The following is a 15712-nucleotide window of genomic DNA, read 5'->3' as shown; positions in this document are numbered from 1 at the left end:
TGGTTGCAAAAAAACTCTTTGTATGCTGGCTACTTGCCGTGCCAAGCAAGTTCTTTGCCGAGTGTACTACAGGCGAAACTCGTTGCCCAGATACACTTCCTTGACCTGTTGGTTGGCCAGTATATCGTTTGAATTACCCGAGGCAATGATATGCCCTCCGCTGACGATATAGGCATTCTCGCAAATGTCGAGGGTTTCCCTCACATTGTGATCGGTGATCAGCACGCCAATGCCTTTATCCCGCAGGTGGCGGATAATGTGCTTGATATCGCTCACCGAGATCGGATCCACTCCCGCGAAAGGTTCATCCAGGAGAATAAATGCAGGCTCCATGGCCAGGGCCCGGGCGATTTCCACCCGCCGACGTTCGCCGCCAGACAAGGCCATGCCCAGGCTGTCGCGGATGTGAGTGATGTGAAACTCTTCCAGCAGTTCTTCCAGCTTGGCATCCCGGCTACTGCGGTTGAGCCCCTGGCGGGTCTCGAGGATGGCCATGATATTGTCGCGAACCGTCAGTTTGCGAAATACCGACGCTTCCTGGGGCAAATAGCCGATACCTTTGCGGGCTCTGCCATGCATTGGCAGCGGCGTGATGTCCTGGTTGTCGATGGTGATCCGGCCATTGTCGGCGGGAACCAGCCCCACGATCATATAGAAACAAGTGGTTTTGCCGGCCCCGTTGGGGCCTAACAGCCCGACAATCTCACCACTGCGGATTTCCAGGGAAACGTCGATAACAACCTTAATCTGTTTATAGCTTTTTGCCAGGTTACTGGCTCTGAGAACTGCCATCGGTATCCTGTCCGTCTGATTTCTTGCGTGGCTGTATGACCATTTCAACGCGACCACTACCTTCGCCGTCGTCATCGGCGCCTTCGGCAGTCACGATGCGCTCGGCGCTGTCATAGTGGATAATATCGCCGCGGAACAGGTTGCCGTCCTGTTCAATCACGGCCTCGCGCTCGAACGTGACCCGGCTTTCAGCGGCCGACCAGGTGATGTTGAGGGCGCGGGCGTCGGTTTCTCCCTGTCCTTCCGTCGCTGGCTGCCGGTAATGTGCGGGCTGGCCCGTTGCTTCTATCCGGCTGACACCAGTTTCGTCCCGGTACAATACAACCTTGTCTGCAGTCAGGTTTGTCCGGCCCTGAGTCATTTCCACTGCACCGGTGTAGGTGGCTACGCCCTGGCCGTCATCGAGCCGCGCGCTGTCAGCACTGACCCTGATGGGGGCGTCTGACTCAAGGTCGAACGCCAGAGATGCCGGCGCAAACAGCGCCAGACAAACGGCGGTCAAAACTACCGGGTTCGCGGCGAGCCAAAACGGCTTGCCACTGGGCAAAAATTCAGTTGCCAGGCTCATAGCGTCCTTCCACCTGCGATTCGAGTTCAAGAATGCGGTCATCAATCCAGGCCTTCATGCCGGTAGCCGTGGTCTGGCTGACGGCGTCGGTCAGTTCCACCGGCTTATCCGTGTACACAGTGCGATCACGGTTGTTCATCGTCAAAGCCGTTGTTGTCAGGGTCAGCGGGCGGCCACCTTCGGCTTCCCGGATTACCTTTACATCCCCGGTCAGATGAACCAGGTCGTCGGTTTCTAGAAAGCGCCCCTCAGTGGCCTCAACCTGCCAGGGTGGGTCGCCGCCTTGGCCATAAAGTGTCGCCCGGGGGGAGTCCATCACGGTTTCACTGCGGGACTCGAACTGTTCAATCCTCGGACTGCGGAACCGCGTTGTCAGGCGGCCGGTTTCGTCGTACGACAGATAATGGCCGTTAACCACGAATCCATCGGGCTCGGATTCGCCCCGCAGGGATGCCGCTTCTGTTGGCTCCGATGGCTCGTCACTTTGCCAGAGCAGAAAGAACAGCGCCACTATCGTGCCAGCCAGGCTCAGTGTTCTTACCCAGGGGCGGTGAAGTAAGGGCTGGGCGGACATCACTCCTGCTCCAGGTAGGGGTGCAGGCTGGCTTCGAGTTGGCCGTGGGCGCTCAACAGCAATTCGCAGGCTTCCCTGACGGCACCGCTGCCACCGGGGGCAGCGGTGCACACATCCGCGTGTTGGCGAACAAACCAGTAGCCATTGGGGACTGAAATACCAAGCCCGGCATAACGGATGGCGGGCAGATCCGGCAGGTCATCGCCCATATAGGCAATCTGCTGCGGGGAAAGGCCGAGCTGCCCGGCCAGCTCCACAAGTGCAACCTTTTTGTCCTCCCGACCCTGCATCAGGTGAGGAATGCCCAGGTCGTTCATTCGTTTCTCGGTGAGGGGTGAGCGTCGGCCGGTAATGACCGCAACATCAATGCCGGCAGCCATCACTTGCTTGAGCCCGAGGCCGTCGAGGATATTGAAGCCTTTAAGCTCGTCTCCAGAGGCGCTGAAAAACAGTTTGCCGTCGGTCATGATGCCGTCGACGTCCAGCGCCAGCAGGCGGATGGCAGCTGCTTTTTCCAGCAGATCGACCGGCCATTGTAGCCGCTGCGGGCCTGCCATCGGATCACTCATCAGATTACTCATTAGATAACCCCGGCCCGCAGCAGGTCATGCATGTTGATGGCGCCGGTCAGCTTGCCGTCACGGGCAATCACCGGCAGGGCGTTGATCTTCAGTTCTTCCATCATATTCAGGGCTTCGGCAGCCAGCTGGTCGTCGTGGATAATGCGACCGTTGCGGGTCATCACTTCGGCAATCGGAGTGTTGTGGATATCCACGGAGCGGTCCAGGGTGCGGCGCAGGTCACCATCCGTGAACACACCCACCAGGTCGCCACCGGCATTGATGACCGTGGTCATACCAAGGCCCTTGCGGGAGATTTCCAACAGAGCGCCGCTGAGGGGAGTGTCTTCCTGCACGCGAGGAATGCGGTCACCCGTGTGCATGATTTCGGAAACCCGCAGCAGAAGCTTGCGGCCCAGGCTGCCACCGGGGTGGGATAGTGCAAAGTCTTCAGTGCTGAAACCACGCGCTTCCAGCAGGGCGACCGCGAGAGCATCCCCCATCACCAGGGTCGCGGTGGTGCTGGAGGTAGGGGCCAGGCCGAGAGGACAGGCTTCCAGGGCAACACTGACATCCAGATTGGCAACTGCTTCCCGTGCCAGGGTGGAATTTTCGTTGCCGGTCATGCTGATCAGCGGGGCGCCCATACGTTTGATCAGCGGCAGAATGGTCAGCACTTCACTGGTGTTGCCACTGTTGGAGATGCCCAGAACCACGTCCTGGCTGGTTATCATACCCAGGTCACCATGGCTGGCTTCCCCCGGGTGTACAAAGAAAGAAGGCGTACCAGTGCTGGCCAGGGTAGCGGCAATCTTGTTGCCGATGTGGCCGGACTTACCCATGCCGGTCACCACCACGCGGCCCTTACAGGCCATAATGACTTCGCAGGCGCGAACGAAGTGATCATCGATTCTGTCGGTCAGTGCCTGAATGGCTTCAAGTTCGATCTCGATGGCCCGCAGGGCGGATTCTCTGAACTTATGGCTGGTTTCGGTGGTCATCGGCTACCCGGGTCTGGAATGTTGATGCGTTTCATCGTGGCGAGAGTATATCACTTCAAGGGCTTTGGCTGCCTTCATGACAAGAGGTTCAGCAAAACTGATCATTGACATCAGTTCATTTTGTGCAGGATGGATTGAGGTTGTCAGCAGGTTGGCATAATGTACGCACACATCGAGGGCCGCAGCCTGTTCCGCGAGGCAGGCCCTGTAACACCCGGGCGGTTACTGGAAACAGGTATGGACACTTCTCCCTACATTGAGCTCAGAGACGTGGTTTTCTCCCGCGGAGATCACCGTATTTTCGATGGTGTCAGCCTGGATATCCCCCGGGGTAAGATCACCGCTATCATGGGGCCGAGCGGCACCGGAAAAACCACCCTGCTGAGGCTGATCGGCGGCCAGCTACGGCCGGACTCGGGCACCATTACGGTGGCTGGCGAGGATGTGCCGGGGCTGAAACGCAAGGCTCTGTACCGCCTGAGGGAGAAAATGGGCATGCTGTTCCAGAGCGGAGCCCTGTTTACCGACATCAGCGTGTTCGAAAACGTCGCCTTCCCGTTGCGGGTGCATACCTCCCTGCCAGAAGACATGATCCGTGACATCGTTTTGATGAAGCTGGAGGCCGTTGGCCTGCGCGGAGCCCGCGATCTGATGCCGGCGGAGCTGTCCGGGGGAATGACCCGTCGGGTCGCTCTGGCCCGCAGCATCGCGCTGGACCCGGAACTGATCATGTACGACGAGCCCTTTACCGGGCAAGACCCGATAGCCATGGGGGTGTTGATCAAGCTGATACGGGATCTCAACAGCTCAATGGGCCTGACCAGCGTCATGGTTTCCCACGATGTGAAGGAGTCCCTCAGCATCTGCCACTACGCGTGCATCGTGGCGGATGGCCAGATCATCGGCGAGGGCACCCCGGAGGAGATTCAGGCGCATCCGTCGGAGCAGGTCCAGCAGTTCTTGCACGGCCATCCGGATGGCCCGGTGCCCTTCCATTACCCGGCCGTGGATGCCGGTCAGGACTGGGGTATTACCGGGAGGAGCCGTTAATGGAAAAACTGGCGGCAATTGGCCGGCTGGGGCTCGATATTTTTGCCTCGCTGGGGCGTTCTGGCCGTTTTCTGGCGGGAGTCCTGGGTGGTGTTTCGAAACCGTCGGTAGCCTTCCCGCTGCTGCTCAAACAGCTGTATTCGATCGGTGTGCTATCGCTGGCGATCATTGTGGTCTCCGGATTGTTCATCGGCATGGTGCTGGGGCTTCAGGGTTATACCATTCTCAGCGATTACGGCTCGGAAGCGGCCATCGGCCAGATGATTGCTCTGACGCTGGTGAGGGAGCTGGGACCGGTGGTGACAGCCCTGCTGTTCGCTGGCCGCGCTGGCTCGGCGCTGACCGCTGAAATCGGGCTAATGAAGACCACCGAACAGCTTTCCAGTATGGAAATGATGGGAGTGGACCCGCTTCGCCGGGTCATTGCCCCGAGGCTTTGGGCCGGATTCATTGCGGTGCCCATCCTGGCGGCCGTGTTCTCGGTGGTCGGGATCTGGGGCGGCATGCTGGTAGGCGTTGAGTGGCTCGGGGTGTTCGAGGGCTCGTTCTGGGGCAATATGCAGTCCTCGGTGAGCTTCACCAAGGACGTACTCAACGGCGTTATCAAAAGCGTGGTTTTCGGTTTTGTCTGCTCCTGGATTGCGGTCTACCAGGGCTATGACTGTGTACCCACGTCTGCCGGTATCAGCTCTGCCACCACCAAAACCGTGGTGTATTCGTCGCTGGCGGTGTTGGGGCTGGATTTTGTGCTCACCGCTGTCATGTTTGGCGACTTCTGATCGCGGTATACTGAATCAATAGAACACAGGGGGCCGCAAATGGCACAGAGAACGACAGAAGTCATCGTAGGGCTGTTTATGCTCGCCGGTATCGCGGCCATCATGTTTCTGGCGCTGCAGGTCAGCGGACTGACGCCAAAAGCACCGGAGAGCTCCTACACGCTCTACGCCAACTTTAACGACGCCGGAGGCCTGACGCCCCGTGCCAAGGTATCCATGGCCGGTGTAACGGTAGGCGAAATCAGGGAGATCACGCTGGACCGGGAAACCTTTCAGGCGCGGGTGGTCATTGATGTGAACCAGAGTGTGGACAACATCCCCGCCGACAGCTCCGCAGTAATACGTACATCCGGTCTGCTCGGTGAGCAGTACATTGATATTTCGGTGGGTGGCGACATGGAGTCACTGGGAGACGGAGATACCTTTTACTCCACACAGTCCGCCATGAACCTTGAACGAATGATATCCAACTTTGCCTCCGGGCAGTAAAACGACCGCAAGTGGTTAACAGGAGACAACCATGGTTCTGATGAGACGCAGCCTGCTGCTCGTTACATTACTGATGATCGCTCTGGCGCTGCCGGTCCATGCCAGCCCGGAGGAGGATCTGCGCGAGTATGTGGATGAGAACACTCAGCGGCTTGTCGACAAGCTAAACAACGAAAAAGGTTTGTATGAGGAAGATCCGCAGGCCTTTTACCGGAGCATGGACGAAGAGCTCAGGGACTTTGTGGATTTCCGCCGGATCGCAGCGCGGGTGATGGGTCGTTACGCGCGGCAGACATCTCCGGAGCAGCGCGACGAGTTCGTGGAAAAATTCAAGCGCAGCCTGTTCGACAGTTACGCTCAGGCCCTGGTGAGCACGGATGACTTCACCATCGAAGTGAAGGACGCCACCATCAATCCCGGCAATGACGAGCGTGCGTCTGTGCGCATGGAAGTCATCAGCGCCTCCGGCAACCGGTATCCGGTGACCTACTCCATGTACCAGGCAAAAGAAGGTCGCTGGATGATGGAGAATGTCATTGTCGAAGGGGTGAACATTGGCCTGGCGTTCCGTGATCGCTTTAGCCAGGAAATGGAGAAGAATGGCGGTCAGGTCCAGGTCGTGATCGACGGCTGGGGCGATGCTGTCGAATCCCTGAACCTGGAAGGCGAAGTCGACAACTCATGACGCCGGCTCAGGCAACAGTTACCCTGGATAATGACAGGCTGACGGTCAGTGGTGCGATCGATCCGCTGGCCGTGGTTGCCCTCAGAAAAGAGGGTGAGACACTGATTCTGAGCAGCAAAGCGGACCTGACCGTCGATCTCACGGCAATGACAACCGCACACAGCGTGGTGTTGTCCCTTCTGCTTTGCTGGCAGCGCCTGGCGCGGGGTCGCAGCCAAACGCTTTATTTTACCGGTGTCAGCGAACGCCTCGGCTCACTTGCGGCCCTGAGCGGCCTTGATGAACAGCTGCCGGGCTTCCCGTCGCAGGCACCGTTACAGGCGCCCCGTGAAAACCAGCACCAGAGCTGACCCGGGCGCCATAATTGGTTACAATCTCGCCCCTGATTCAAAAACGCCCGAGGATTATATATGGAAGCCACCGAAGTTGCCGAGCTGGTCAAAGAGGCATTGCCCGATTGCGAAGTTCAGGTGCAGATTGACGGCAATCATTATCTCGTCGTTGTGGTGGGTGACGTTTTTGAAGGGTTGCCGACCATCAAACGGCAACAAATGATCAATAAGGCGCTTTTCCAGCATATTCTTGACGGCACCATTCACGCCCTGCATCCGAAAGCCTTTACCCCGGCTGAATGGGCCGCGCGCCAAGGCTGATACGCCCGCAAACAACAGGACATAATTGTGGATAAACTTCTGATCAGGGGCCGCAAGCCTCTTGACGGCGAAATCCGGATTTCCGGCGCCAAAAACGCTGCGCTACCGATTCTGGCTGCCACTCTGCTGGCGGACGAACCGGTTACCGTGGGCAACCTGCCGCACCTGAACGACATCACCACGATGATCGAGCTGCTGGGCCGGATGGGCGTCGAACTGATGATCGACGAGAAGATGAGCGTTGAAGTTCACGCCAATACCATCAAGCAGTTCCATGCGCCCTACGAGCTGGTGAAAACCATGCGCGCCTCGATACTGGTGCTTGGTCCCCTGGTGGCGCACTTTGGTGAGGCAGAAGTGTCTCTGCCTGGTGGTTGTGCCATTGGCAGCCGGCCAGTGAACCTGCACATCCACGGCCTGGAAATGATGGGTGCCGAGATCAAGGTCGAAAACGGTTATATCAAGGCGAAAACCAATGGTCGCCTGAAGGGTGCCCATATTTTCCTCGACACTGTCACCGTAACCGGTACCGAAAACCTGATGATGGCCGCAGCGCTGGCGGATGGAAAAACCATCCTTGAAAACGCCGCGCGGGAACCGGAAGTGGTGGACCTGGCCGAATGCCTGATTGCCATGGGTGCGGACATCAAGGGCCATGGCACCGCTACTATCGAAATCAATGGTGTTGAGAGGCTCCACGGCTGCCATTACGACGTGTTGCCGGACCGTGTTGAAACCGGCACCTATCTGGTTGCTGCGGCCGCATCCCGGGGCCGGGTCAAGCTGAAGGATACCCGCGAGGAGCTACTGGAAGCTGTACTGCTGAAACTGGAAGAAGCTGGTGCCCATATCGATACCGGCAAGGACTGGATTTCCCTGGATATGAAGGGAAATCAGCCCAAGGCAGTCAGTATCCGGACTGCGCCATATCCGGCGTTCCCGACTGACATGCAGGCCCAGTTTGCGGCCATGAATGCGGTGGCAGAAGGTACCGGAACCATCGTGGAAACGGTCTTCGAAAACCGCTTCATGCATCTGCAGGAACTTATCCGCATGGGTGCGGACATCACCCTTGAAGGCAATGCCGCCATTATCAAGGGCGTCGACCACCTGACCGGTGCCCCGGTTATGGCAACGGACCTGCGGGCCTCGGCCAGCCTGGTTATTGCAGGGCTGGTGGCTGACGGCGATACCATCGTGGACCGTATTTACCACATCGACCGTGGTTACGAATGCATCGAAGAGAAGCTGCAGCTGCTGGGCGCCAGTATCCGCCGCCTGCCAGCCTGAATACATTAAACCGGAAGGACGCATGACCGAATCCATCACCATCGCACTGTCGAAGGGGCGAATCCTCGACGAGACTCTGCCGTTACTGAAAGAAGCGGGCATCGAGCTGGTCGACGACGTGAACAAGTCTCGGAAACTGGTGTTTCCCACTACCGATCCGAACGTGCGTGTGTTGATTCTGCGCGCAACCGATGTGCCTACCTATGTTCAGTATGGCGGCGCGGATCTGGGTGTCACCGGTAAGGATGTGTTGATGGAGCATGGCGGCGAGGGGCTTTATGAGCCGCTGGATCTGAATATTTCCCGCTGTCGGTTGATGACGGCGGGGAAGAAGGATACCAAGTCTCCGGAAGGTCGCCTGCGAGTCGCCACAAAGTTTGTGAACCTGGCGCGCCAATATTACGCGGCCCAGGGCCGTCAGGCTGACATCATTAAACTGTATGGTGCAATGGAGCTTGCTCCGATTCTTGGTCTTGCCGACGAGATTGTCGATATCGTGGATACCGGTAATACGTTGAAGGCTAATGGTCTCGAGGCAAGAGAGCTTATTGAGTACATAAGCAGTCGATTGGTTGTCAATCGGGCCTCGATGAAGATGAAACATGCGGGCATTAATCCCATAATTGAGATGATGTCCGCGGCTGTTGAGAAGCGACGGACTCTGGAGTAAGAAGCGCTCAGGGACGGCTTTCCAAAACACGCTCCTTCGGCACGTCCATGTGACGCTTGGACTCCGCCATCCATGGCTCCGTACAGTTTTGGAAAGCCGTCCCTGATCACTTCCCATACCAAGGCGTTGCCTTCAACAGACTTGAGTTAACAATTCGGAACAGGATTCAGTGATGACCGAGATCAGCATCAAACGATTGAATGCTTCCCAAAGTGACTTCGATAGTGAACTGGCCAGGCTGCTGGCGTGGGATGACAGTGTTGATCATCAGGTAAATGAGTCGGTGCGTCATATCCTGCATCAGGTGAAAACCCGTGGTGATGCAGCCGTCCTGGAATTTACCGAGAAGTTTGACCGGTTGAAGGTTGGCTCTGTGGCCGAGCTGGAGATGGGCCAGGACCGCTTGCAGAAGGCTTTGGGCGCTATTCTCCAGGATCAGCGGGTTGCCCTGGAAAAAGCCGCTGACCGGGTGCGGGACTATCATGAGCGCCAGAATCAGAAGTCCTGGCAGTATGAGGATGAAGACGGCACGGTGTTGGGGCAGAAAGTGACGCCGGTGGACCGGGCTGGCTTATATGTGCCTGGTGGAAAGGCGGCCTATCCGTCGTCCGTATTGATGAACGCCATTCCTGCTAAAGTTGCCGGTGTTGGTGAGGTGATTATGGTAGTTCCCACACCGGATGGTGTGGTTAACGATATGGTTTTAGCTTCGGCTGCAATTGCGGGTGTAGATCGCGTGTTCTGTGTGGGTGGTGCCCAGGCGGTTGGTGCGTTGGCTTATGGAACCGAAACCATTCCCGCTGTTGATAAAATTGTCGGTCCCGGCAATATTTTTGTCGCCACTGCCAAGCGCGAGGTCTTCGGTACCGTCGGCATCGATATGATCGCCGGTCCATCCGAGATACTGGTGATCTGCGACGGCCAGACCGATCCGGACTGGATTGCCATGGACCTGTTCTCGCAGGCCGAGCATGACGAGCAGGCGCAATCCATTCTGATTAGCCCGGATGCAGAGTTCCTGGATGCGGTGGAAGCCAGTATTAACAAACTGCTGCCAACCATGGAGCGGGCGGAGATTATTGCCACCTCAATGACCGACCGTGCTGCAATGATTCAAGTGGCTGATCTTTCCGAGGCGGCGAAGGTTTCCAATCGAATTGCGCCCGAGCACCTTGAGCTTTCCGTGGAAGATCCGGAAAGTCTGGTTGAAGAGATACGCCATGCTGGCGCCATTTTTATGGGCCGCTTCACCGCAGAAGCCCTGGGTGACTACTGCGCCGGCCCCAACCACGTGTTGCCGACGTCAGGTACTGCTCGTTTTTCCTCGCCGTTGGGGGTTTATGACTTCCAGAAGCGGTCCTCCATTATCGGGTTTTCCGCCGATGGCGCGGACCGGATGGGCCGGGTCGCTTCGGTTCTGGCCCGCGGTGAGGGCTTGACGGCTCATGCTCGATCGGCGGAGTACAGGATCAAAGAGTAGGCTTTGTTGTCGGATTACGCCTTTGGGTAATCCGACCTTGTGAATGCCATTGCCCAAGTTTGCGAGGGTGGTGTGGATGGGCTCCCGGGGATGTCTCCGGCCAAGGATGGCCGGAGTCAAGCGCACATGGATGTGCTTGTAGCGTGCCCCGGGAGCCCATCCGCACCGCCCGATCCCTCAGGAGTCAGGTAAAAAATGAGCAAGTTCTGGAGCCCGTTGGTCAAAAATCTGACCCCCTATGTACCGGGGGAACAGCCCAAAATGGCCAATCTGGTGAAGTTGAATACCAATGAAAATCCCTTTGGGCCGTCACCGAAAGTTGTTGAAGCCATTACTGCTGAGCTGAACGATAATCTGCGCCTCTACCCGGACCCCGAAGGCGATGCCCTGAAAAGCACCATTGCCCGATATTACGGAGTTCAGAGCGATCAGGTCTTCCTTGGTAACGGCTCTGATGAAGTGCTGGCGCATATCTTCTACGGCCTGTTCCAGCACGGACAGCCCGTTCTGTATCCGGACATTACCTACAGCTTCTACCCGGTTTACTGCGGCCTCTATAACATCGACGGCAAAACCGTACCGTTGACTGACAGCTTCGAAATAAACCCCGATGACTACAAACAGCCCAATGGCGGCATTATTTTCCCCAATCCTAATGCCCCCACGGGTCGTTACCTGGCATTGGACAAGGTTGAAGCCATCGTCGCCGCCAATCCGGAACATGTTGTCGTAGTGGACGAGGCTTACGTGGATTTTGGCGGCGAAAGCGCCATCAAACTGGTGGGGCAGTATCCCAATCTCCTGGTCACCCAGACGCTTTCCAAGGCTCGCTCACTGGCCGGACTAAGAGTTGGTTTTGCCGTCGGCAGCGCCGAGCTGATCGAAGCCTTGAACCGGGTGAAGAACAGCTTCAACTCCTACCCCCTGGATCGCCTTGCCCTGGCAGGCGCCATTGCCGCATTTGACGATGAAAACTGGTTCCGTGCGACCACTGAGGGTGTCATTGGCGAGCGGGACTGGGTCACGTCGAAGCTTGAGGCGCTGGGTTTCGAGGTGCTGCCTTCGAAAGCCAACTTTGTCTTTGCCCGTCATCCTGACCACGCCGGTGAAACCCTGGCCAAAGGGCTCAGAGAGCAGGGAGTGATTGTGCGCCATTTCAACAAACCCCGAATTTCCGACTTCCTGCGTATCACCACCGGCACAGCGGATCAGAACAAACGTCTGATCGAATGCCTCGTCACACTGGTGTAGTGAGAACCCATGGCGTCACGCAACGAGATCCTTCGCACTCTGAATGAATGGCTTGTCCCGGACAATTTCCAGGACTATTGCCCCAATGGCCTGCAGGTTGAAGGCACCGAAGAGGTCTCCACGATTATCAGTGGCGTGACCGCCTCGCAGGCGTTGATCGATGCGGCTATCGACGCGGGCGCTGATATGATCCTGGTACACCATGGCTACTTCTGGAAAGGCGAGGACCAGGCCATTCGCGGCATGAAACGCGAGCGGATCAAGCGCCTGCTGGACCACGATATCAATCTGGTGGCTTACCATCTGCCGCTGGATGATCACCCGGACTACGGTAACAATCGCCAACTGGCAGATGTGCTGGGCATTCGTGACCCTCGGCCGCTGGGCGGCCTGGTATGGCAAGGCGAGCTGGAAGCTCCCATGAGCCCGGATGCCTTTGCGGAACTGATTGGTGAGCGGCTTGCCCGCGTGCCCTTAAGGGTAGGAGAAGGGCCAGCACAGATATCTCGGGTTGGCTGGTGCACTGGCGCCGCGCAGGGATTCATTGGCAAGGCGTTAGAGGCCGGGCTCGACGCCTACATCAGTGGCGAGATTTCGGAACCGACAACTCATACCGCCCGCGAATGTGGCATTCACTACTACGCAGCAGGCCACCACGCCACGGAGCGCTACGGGGTTCAGGTCCTGGCGCGGGCCCTTGAGGAAACGTTCGGGGTGAGCCACCGGTTTATCGACTGCGACAACCCTGTCTAGAAACCCCGTTTAACCGTCAGGCTTTCTGCTCTTTCTCTTTGTCGGCCAGCCCGAAGTCCTCGGCCAGCGTGCCTTTTTCTTTCGGGTCGCTCTTGGGTGCGTAGTCTCGTGGTGGTTCTGCATCCTCATTATTGCCGGCGCCTTCCAGGCGTGCCCGCGCATTTTCCTTTTCCAGCTCAAGCAGCCAGTCTTCGTCATTGCACAGGCGGTTGGCGCCGCGGGCCATGTGTTGGTTGACGTCACGATAGGTGTCATTGAATCGGCGCAGCAGGTGAGCAGATTCCATGAAGTGCTCGTTAACCTGTGCCTGATAGCGGGTGTACTCGTTTCTCAGTTCTTCAATCTGCTGTTCAGCCCGGCGCTGCCGCAAGGTTGAGCCCTGGCCAGAGCGTCCAAACAGTACCCCGATGACAATGCCAACAATCAATGCGGCGATAGCTGCCAGAATCAGGTTTGTCATAAGCTGTGTCGTCCTTTTGATGAGTCTGCCATGCCGGTGCAGTGACTACGCCGACTGGTGCTGAATACGCCAGATCCGCTGGCTATTATCAATGCGGTTGTAATCCCTTCCCAGAGTATAACGCCCGAAAGCGTCTGCGCACACGAGTGGCACGTGCGCCAATCGTCGTATTGCATCGTATCTCTGGCCTGCAGTCACTGCTGAGGGAGCGCCGGAACCTTCCGGAACATGGCGAAAATAGCCAAAATCGGCCACAATACGCCGCCGTAATGAATGACCATACTTCGGGAAACGCATTAATGACACCCCAAAAGTGCATCCATATGACCCCATGGGAACGATATCAGCAGGACCTGGAACGGCCGGAATTCCAGCACGACCCGGCTCAGGAAGACGCAGTGCGCCGTTTGCAGTCACTGTACGACAAACTGGTGGCGGCGGAAAGGGATCGCGAAAAACCGATGGTTAAGCTCCGGCTCAAACTCAAGAAGGGCAAGGAGGCACCGGTCAAGGGCCTGTACTTCTGGGGCGGTGTTGGCCGCGGCAAGACTTACCTGATGGATACTTTCTACGAATCCCTTCCGTTTGATCGCAAGATGCGGGTGCACTTCCACCGTTTCATGCAGCGGGTTCACAAGGAGCTCAGAAGCCTGAAAGGCGAGAAGAACCCGCTGGAGCTCGTCGCAAAACAGTTTGCGGGCGAAACCCGGGTAATCTGCTTTGACGAGTTTTTTGTCTCGGATATTGGTGATGCCATGATACTGGCCACACTGATGGACGGTCTGTTCAGCCGGGGTGTCACCCTGGTCTGTACCTCCAATATTGTGCCGGACGGGCTTTATAAGGATGGTCTGCAGCGGGCCCGGTTCCTGCCAGCGATTGAGCTGGTGAAGAAGCACACCGATGTGGTCAACGTGGATGGTGGCGTGGACTATCGCCTGCGAAGTCTGGAGCAGGCGGAGCTTTACCACCACCCGCTGGACGAGGAGGCAGACAGCAGCCTGCAGAATAGCTACCACAGCCTCGCAGTGGAAGCCGGCAGCCACAGCCTGGAACTGGAAATCAATGGCCGCACGCTGAAGGCGGTCAATCATGCAGACGACGTGGTCTGGTTCGACTTCAAAACACTGTGCGATGGCCCCAGAAGCCAGAACGATTACATCGAACTGGCCCGGGAGTTTCATGCTGTGATCATCAGCAACGTACCCGTCCTCGGCAAAGACAGGGAGGACCAGGCGCGGCGGTTTATCAACATGATCGACGAGTTTTACGACCGCAACGTGAAAGTCATTATCTCCGCAGAAGCCGCCATTACCGACCTTTACGCCGGCGGCCGGCTTGAGTTCGAGTTCGAGCGTACCGAATCGCGATTATTGGAAATGCAGTCCCGGGAGTACCTGGAGGCGCCGCACAGGGCGTGACGGGGATCCGACAACCAGTTTTTACTTAACGCAGAGGCCAGAACATGACCACAGACAATGTTGTAATCGTAAGCGGTGTACGCACCCCCATGGGCGGCTTCCAGGGCAGCCTGGCAGCAGTTTCCGCGCCGGAGCTGGGCGCCATCAGCATCGCTGAAGCCATTCGCCGCGCCGGCCTTCAGCCAACTGATGTGCAGGAAGTCATTATGGGCAACGTTCTGCCCGCCGGCCTGAAGCAGGGCCCGGCGCGCCAGGCCATGCGGCAGGCTGGCCTGCCGGACAGCACCGGCGCCACCACCATTAACAAGCTCTGTGGTTCCGGCATGAAAGCCGCCATGTTCGCCCACGATGTCATCAAGGCTGGCAGCAACGACATCATGGTAGCCGGTGGCATGGAGAGCATGTCCAACGCCCCCTACATTCTTCAGGGTGCGCGCAGCGGCTATCGCATGGGGCCGGGCCAGGCGCCCCAGGACCACATGTTCCTTGACGGTCTCGAAGACGCGGAAACCGGCCGCCTGATGGGCGCGTTCGCCCAGGAGATGGCCGACAAAAAAGGCTACACCCGTGAGGAAATGGACGAGTATGCCATCACGTCTCTTACCCGGGCCAAGACAGCCATTGAAAAAGGCCTGCTCAAAGATGAAATCATCCCGGTTACCGTAAAAACCCGTAAAGGGGATGTGGTTGTTGAAGACGACGAGCAGCCTCACAACGCCAATATCGACAAGATCCCGAGCCTGCGTCCTGCGTTCAGTAAAGACGGCACGGTAACCGCAGCAAATGCCTCTTCAATTTCCGACGGCGCCTCTGCCCTGGTGTTGATGCGGGAATCCGAGGCCGAAAAGCGCGGCCTCAAACCCCTGGCGAGGATTGTTGCCCACAGCACCCAGTCCCAGCATCCATCGGAGTTCACCTCCGCCCCGGTGGGTGCCATCGAGACCCTGTTCAGCAAAACCGGCTGGACCAAAGATGACGTCGACCTGTTCGAGATCAACGAAGCCTTCGCCATGGTCGCGATGATGCCGACTCGCGAACTCGGCCTGGATCCGGAGAAGGTCAACATCCACGGCGGTGCCTGCGCCCAGGGCCACCCCGTTGGCTCCACCGGCTCCCGCCTTCTGGTAACGCTGATGCATTCCCTTAAGCATTACGGCAAGAAGAAGGGTGTTGCGGCGCTGTGTATCGGCGGTGGTGAGGCTACGGCTATGGCAATTGAAATGCTGTGATGTAGGC

At 57.7% G+C, this 15712-nt stretch carries 19 protein-coding genes; 13 read left to right on the top strand and 6 right to left on the bottom strand.

The features are described from left to right. Positions 1-66: 66 nt before the first annotated feature. From lptB to M8010_RS14635, 5 genes are read right to left on the bottom strand one after another with little or no spacing between them, the layout of a single operon-like run. Positions 67-792, bottom strand: coding sequence for an LPS export ABC transporter ATP-binding protein (gene lptB, locus M8010_RS14655; RefSeq protein WP_250092570.1), 726 nt, complete (start codon positions 790-792; stop codon positions 67-69). Next, the gene (gene lptA, locus M8010_RS14650) at positions 770-1360 is read right to left on the bottom strand and encodes a lipopolysaccharide transport periplasmic protein LptA (RefSeq protein ID WP_250092569.1); all 591 of its coding nucleotides are present in this window, start codon (positions 1358-1360) and stop codon (positions 770-772) included. Before lptA ends, lptB begins: the two co-directional genes overlap by 23 nt. Next, positions 1344-1934 (bottom strand): LPS export ABC transporter periplasmic protein LptC, encoded by a 591-nt coding sequence (gene lptC, locus M8010_RS14645; RefSeq protein WP_250092567.1) that lies wholly within the window; start codon positions 1932-1934, stop codon positions 1344-1346. The genes lptA and lptC overlap by 17 nt, the downstream gene beginning before the upstream one ends. Then, entirely contained in the window at positions 1934-2515 is a 582-nt protein-coding gene (locus M8010_RS14640) for a KdsC family phosphatase (protein WP_250092566.1), read from the bottom strand. Before M8010_RS14640 ends, lptC begins: the two co-directional genes overlap by 1 nt. Next, positions 2515-3495: a KpsF/GutQ family sugar-phosphate isomerase gene (locus M8010_RS14635; protein ID WP_250092564.1), complete on the bottom strand. Its 981-nt coding sequence runs from the start codon at positions 3493-3495 to the stop codon at positions 2515-2517. Before M8010_RS14635 ends, M8010_RS14640 begins: the two co-directional genes overlap by 1 nt. Positions 3496-3732: 237 nt before the next feature. Here M8010_RS14635 and M8010_RS14630 point away from each other — a divergent pair, with 237 nt between their 5' ends. The 11 genes from M8010_RS14630 (at position 3733) to M8010_RS14580 (ending at position 12595) form a co-directional block, all read left to right on the top strand. Then, complete coding sequence (locus tag M8010_RS14630; protein WP_250092735.1) at positions 3733-4545, top strand: ABC transporter ATP-binding protein; 813 nt, start codon at positions 3733-3735, stop codon at positions 4543-4545. Further along, the gene (gene mlaE, locus M8010_RS14625; RefSeq protein ID WP_250092562.1) at positions 4545-5324 is read left to right on the top strand and encodes a lipid asymmetry maintenance ABC transporter permease subunit MlaE; all 780 of its coding nucleotides are present in this window, start codon (positions 4545-4547) and stop codon (positions 5322-5324) included. Before M8010_RS14630 ends, mlaE begins: the two co-directional genes overlap by 1 nt. Positions 5325-5363: 39 nt before the next feature. Continuing rightward, entirely contained in the window at positions 5364-5813 is a 450-nt protein-coding gene (gene mlaD, locus M8010_RS14620) for an outer membrane lipid asymmetry maintenance protein MlaD (protein WP_250092560.1), read from the top strand. Between the two features lie 40 nt (positions 5814-5853). Then, complete coding sequence (locus M8010_RS14615) at positions 5854-6498, top strand: MlaC/ttg2D family ABC transporter substrate-binding protein (protein WP_502846225.1); 645 nt, start codon at positions 5854-5856, stop codon at positions 6496-6498. Continuing rightward, positions 6495-6848 (top strand): STAS domain-containing protein, encoded by a 354-nt coding sequence (locus M8010_RS14610; protein WP_250092556.1) that lies wholly within the window; start codon positions 6495-6497, stop codon positions 6846-6848. The genes M8010_RS14615 and M8010_RS14610 overlap by 4 nt, the downstream gene beginning before the upstream one ends. Positions 6849-6908: 60 nt before the next feature. Beyond that, complete coding sequence (locus tag M8010_RS14605) at positions 6909-7151, top strand: BolA family protein (RefSeq protein ID WP_250092554.1); 243 nt, start codon at positions 6909-6911, stop codon at positions 7149-7151. 27 nt (positions 7152-7178) lie between these two features. Continuing rightward, complete coding sequence (gene murA / locus M8010_RS14600) at positions 7179-8441, top strand: UDP-N-acetylglucosamine 1-carboxyvinyltransferase (RefSeq protein WP_250092552.1); 1263 nt, start codon at positions 7179-7181, stop codon at positions 8439-8441. 22 nt (positions 8442-8463) lie between these two features. Beyond that, entirely contained in the window at positions 8464-9111 is a 648-nt protein-coding gene (hisG, locus tag M8010_RS14595) for an ATP phosphoribosyltransferase (protein ID WP_250092551.1), read from the top strand. A 172-nt stretch (positions 9112-9283) separates the two neighbouring features. Next, a complete protein-coding gene (hisD, locus tag M8010_RS14590; RefSeq protein ID WP_250092550.1) occupies positions 9284-10591 on the top strand; it encodes a histidinol dehydrogenase in 1308 nt (435 codons plus the stop codon). A 195-nt stretch (positions 10592-10786) separates the two neighbouring features. Continuing rightward, positions 10787-11842, top strand: coding sequence for a histidinol-phosphate transaminase (hisC, locus tag M8010_RS14585; protein ID WP_250092548.1), 1056 nt, complete (start codon positions 10787-10789; stop codon positions 11840-11842). A 9-nt stretch (positions 11843-11851) separates the two neighbouring features. Continuing rightward, positions 11852-12595 carry a Nif3-like dinuclear metal center hexameric protein gene (locus M8010_RS14580; protein ID WP_250092546.1) on the top strand — a complete coding sequence of 248 codons (744 nt, stop codon included), beginning with the start codon at positions 11852-11854 and terminating at the stop codon, positions 12593-12595. A 16-nt stretch (positions 12596-12611) separates the two neighbouring features. Here M8010_RS14580 and M8010_RS14575 read toward each other — a convergent pair whose 3' ends face one another. Continuing rightward, on the bottom strand, positions 12612-13055 hold the full coding sequence (locus M8010_RS14575) for a Z-ring associated ZapG family protein (protein ID WP_250092531.1): 444 nt from the start codon (positions 13053-13055) through the stop codon (positions 12612-12614). Between the two features lie 323 nt (positions 13056-13378). On the opposite strand from M8010_RS14575, the gene zapE reads away from it, so the two are divergent. Together zapE and M8010_RS14565 are read left to right on the top strand one after the other, a co-directional pair. Further along, positions 13379-14476, top strand: a complete 1098-nt coding sequence (gene zapE, locus M8010_RS14570) for a cell division protein ZapE (protein WP_250092727.1) — start codon at positions 13379-13381, stop codon at positions 14474-14476. Positions 14477-14520: 44 nt separating this feature from the next. After that, positions 14521-15705: a thiolase family protein gene (locus tag M8010_RS14565; RefSeq protein ID WP_250092529.1), complete on the top strand. Its 1185-nt coding sequence runs from the start codon at positions 14521-14523 to the stop codon at positions 15703-15705. Positions 15706-15712 lie beyond the last annotated feature (7 nt).

The sequence above is a fragment of the Marinobacter sp. ATCH36 genome (genome assembly GCF_023555055.1).
Classification (GTDB): Bacteria; Pseudomonadota; Gammaproteobacteria; order Pseudomonadales; family Oleiphilaceae; genus Marinobacter.
This window is presented reverse-complemented; position numbering and strand designations above follow the sequence as displayed.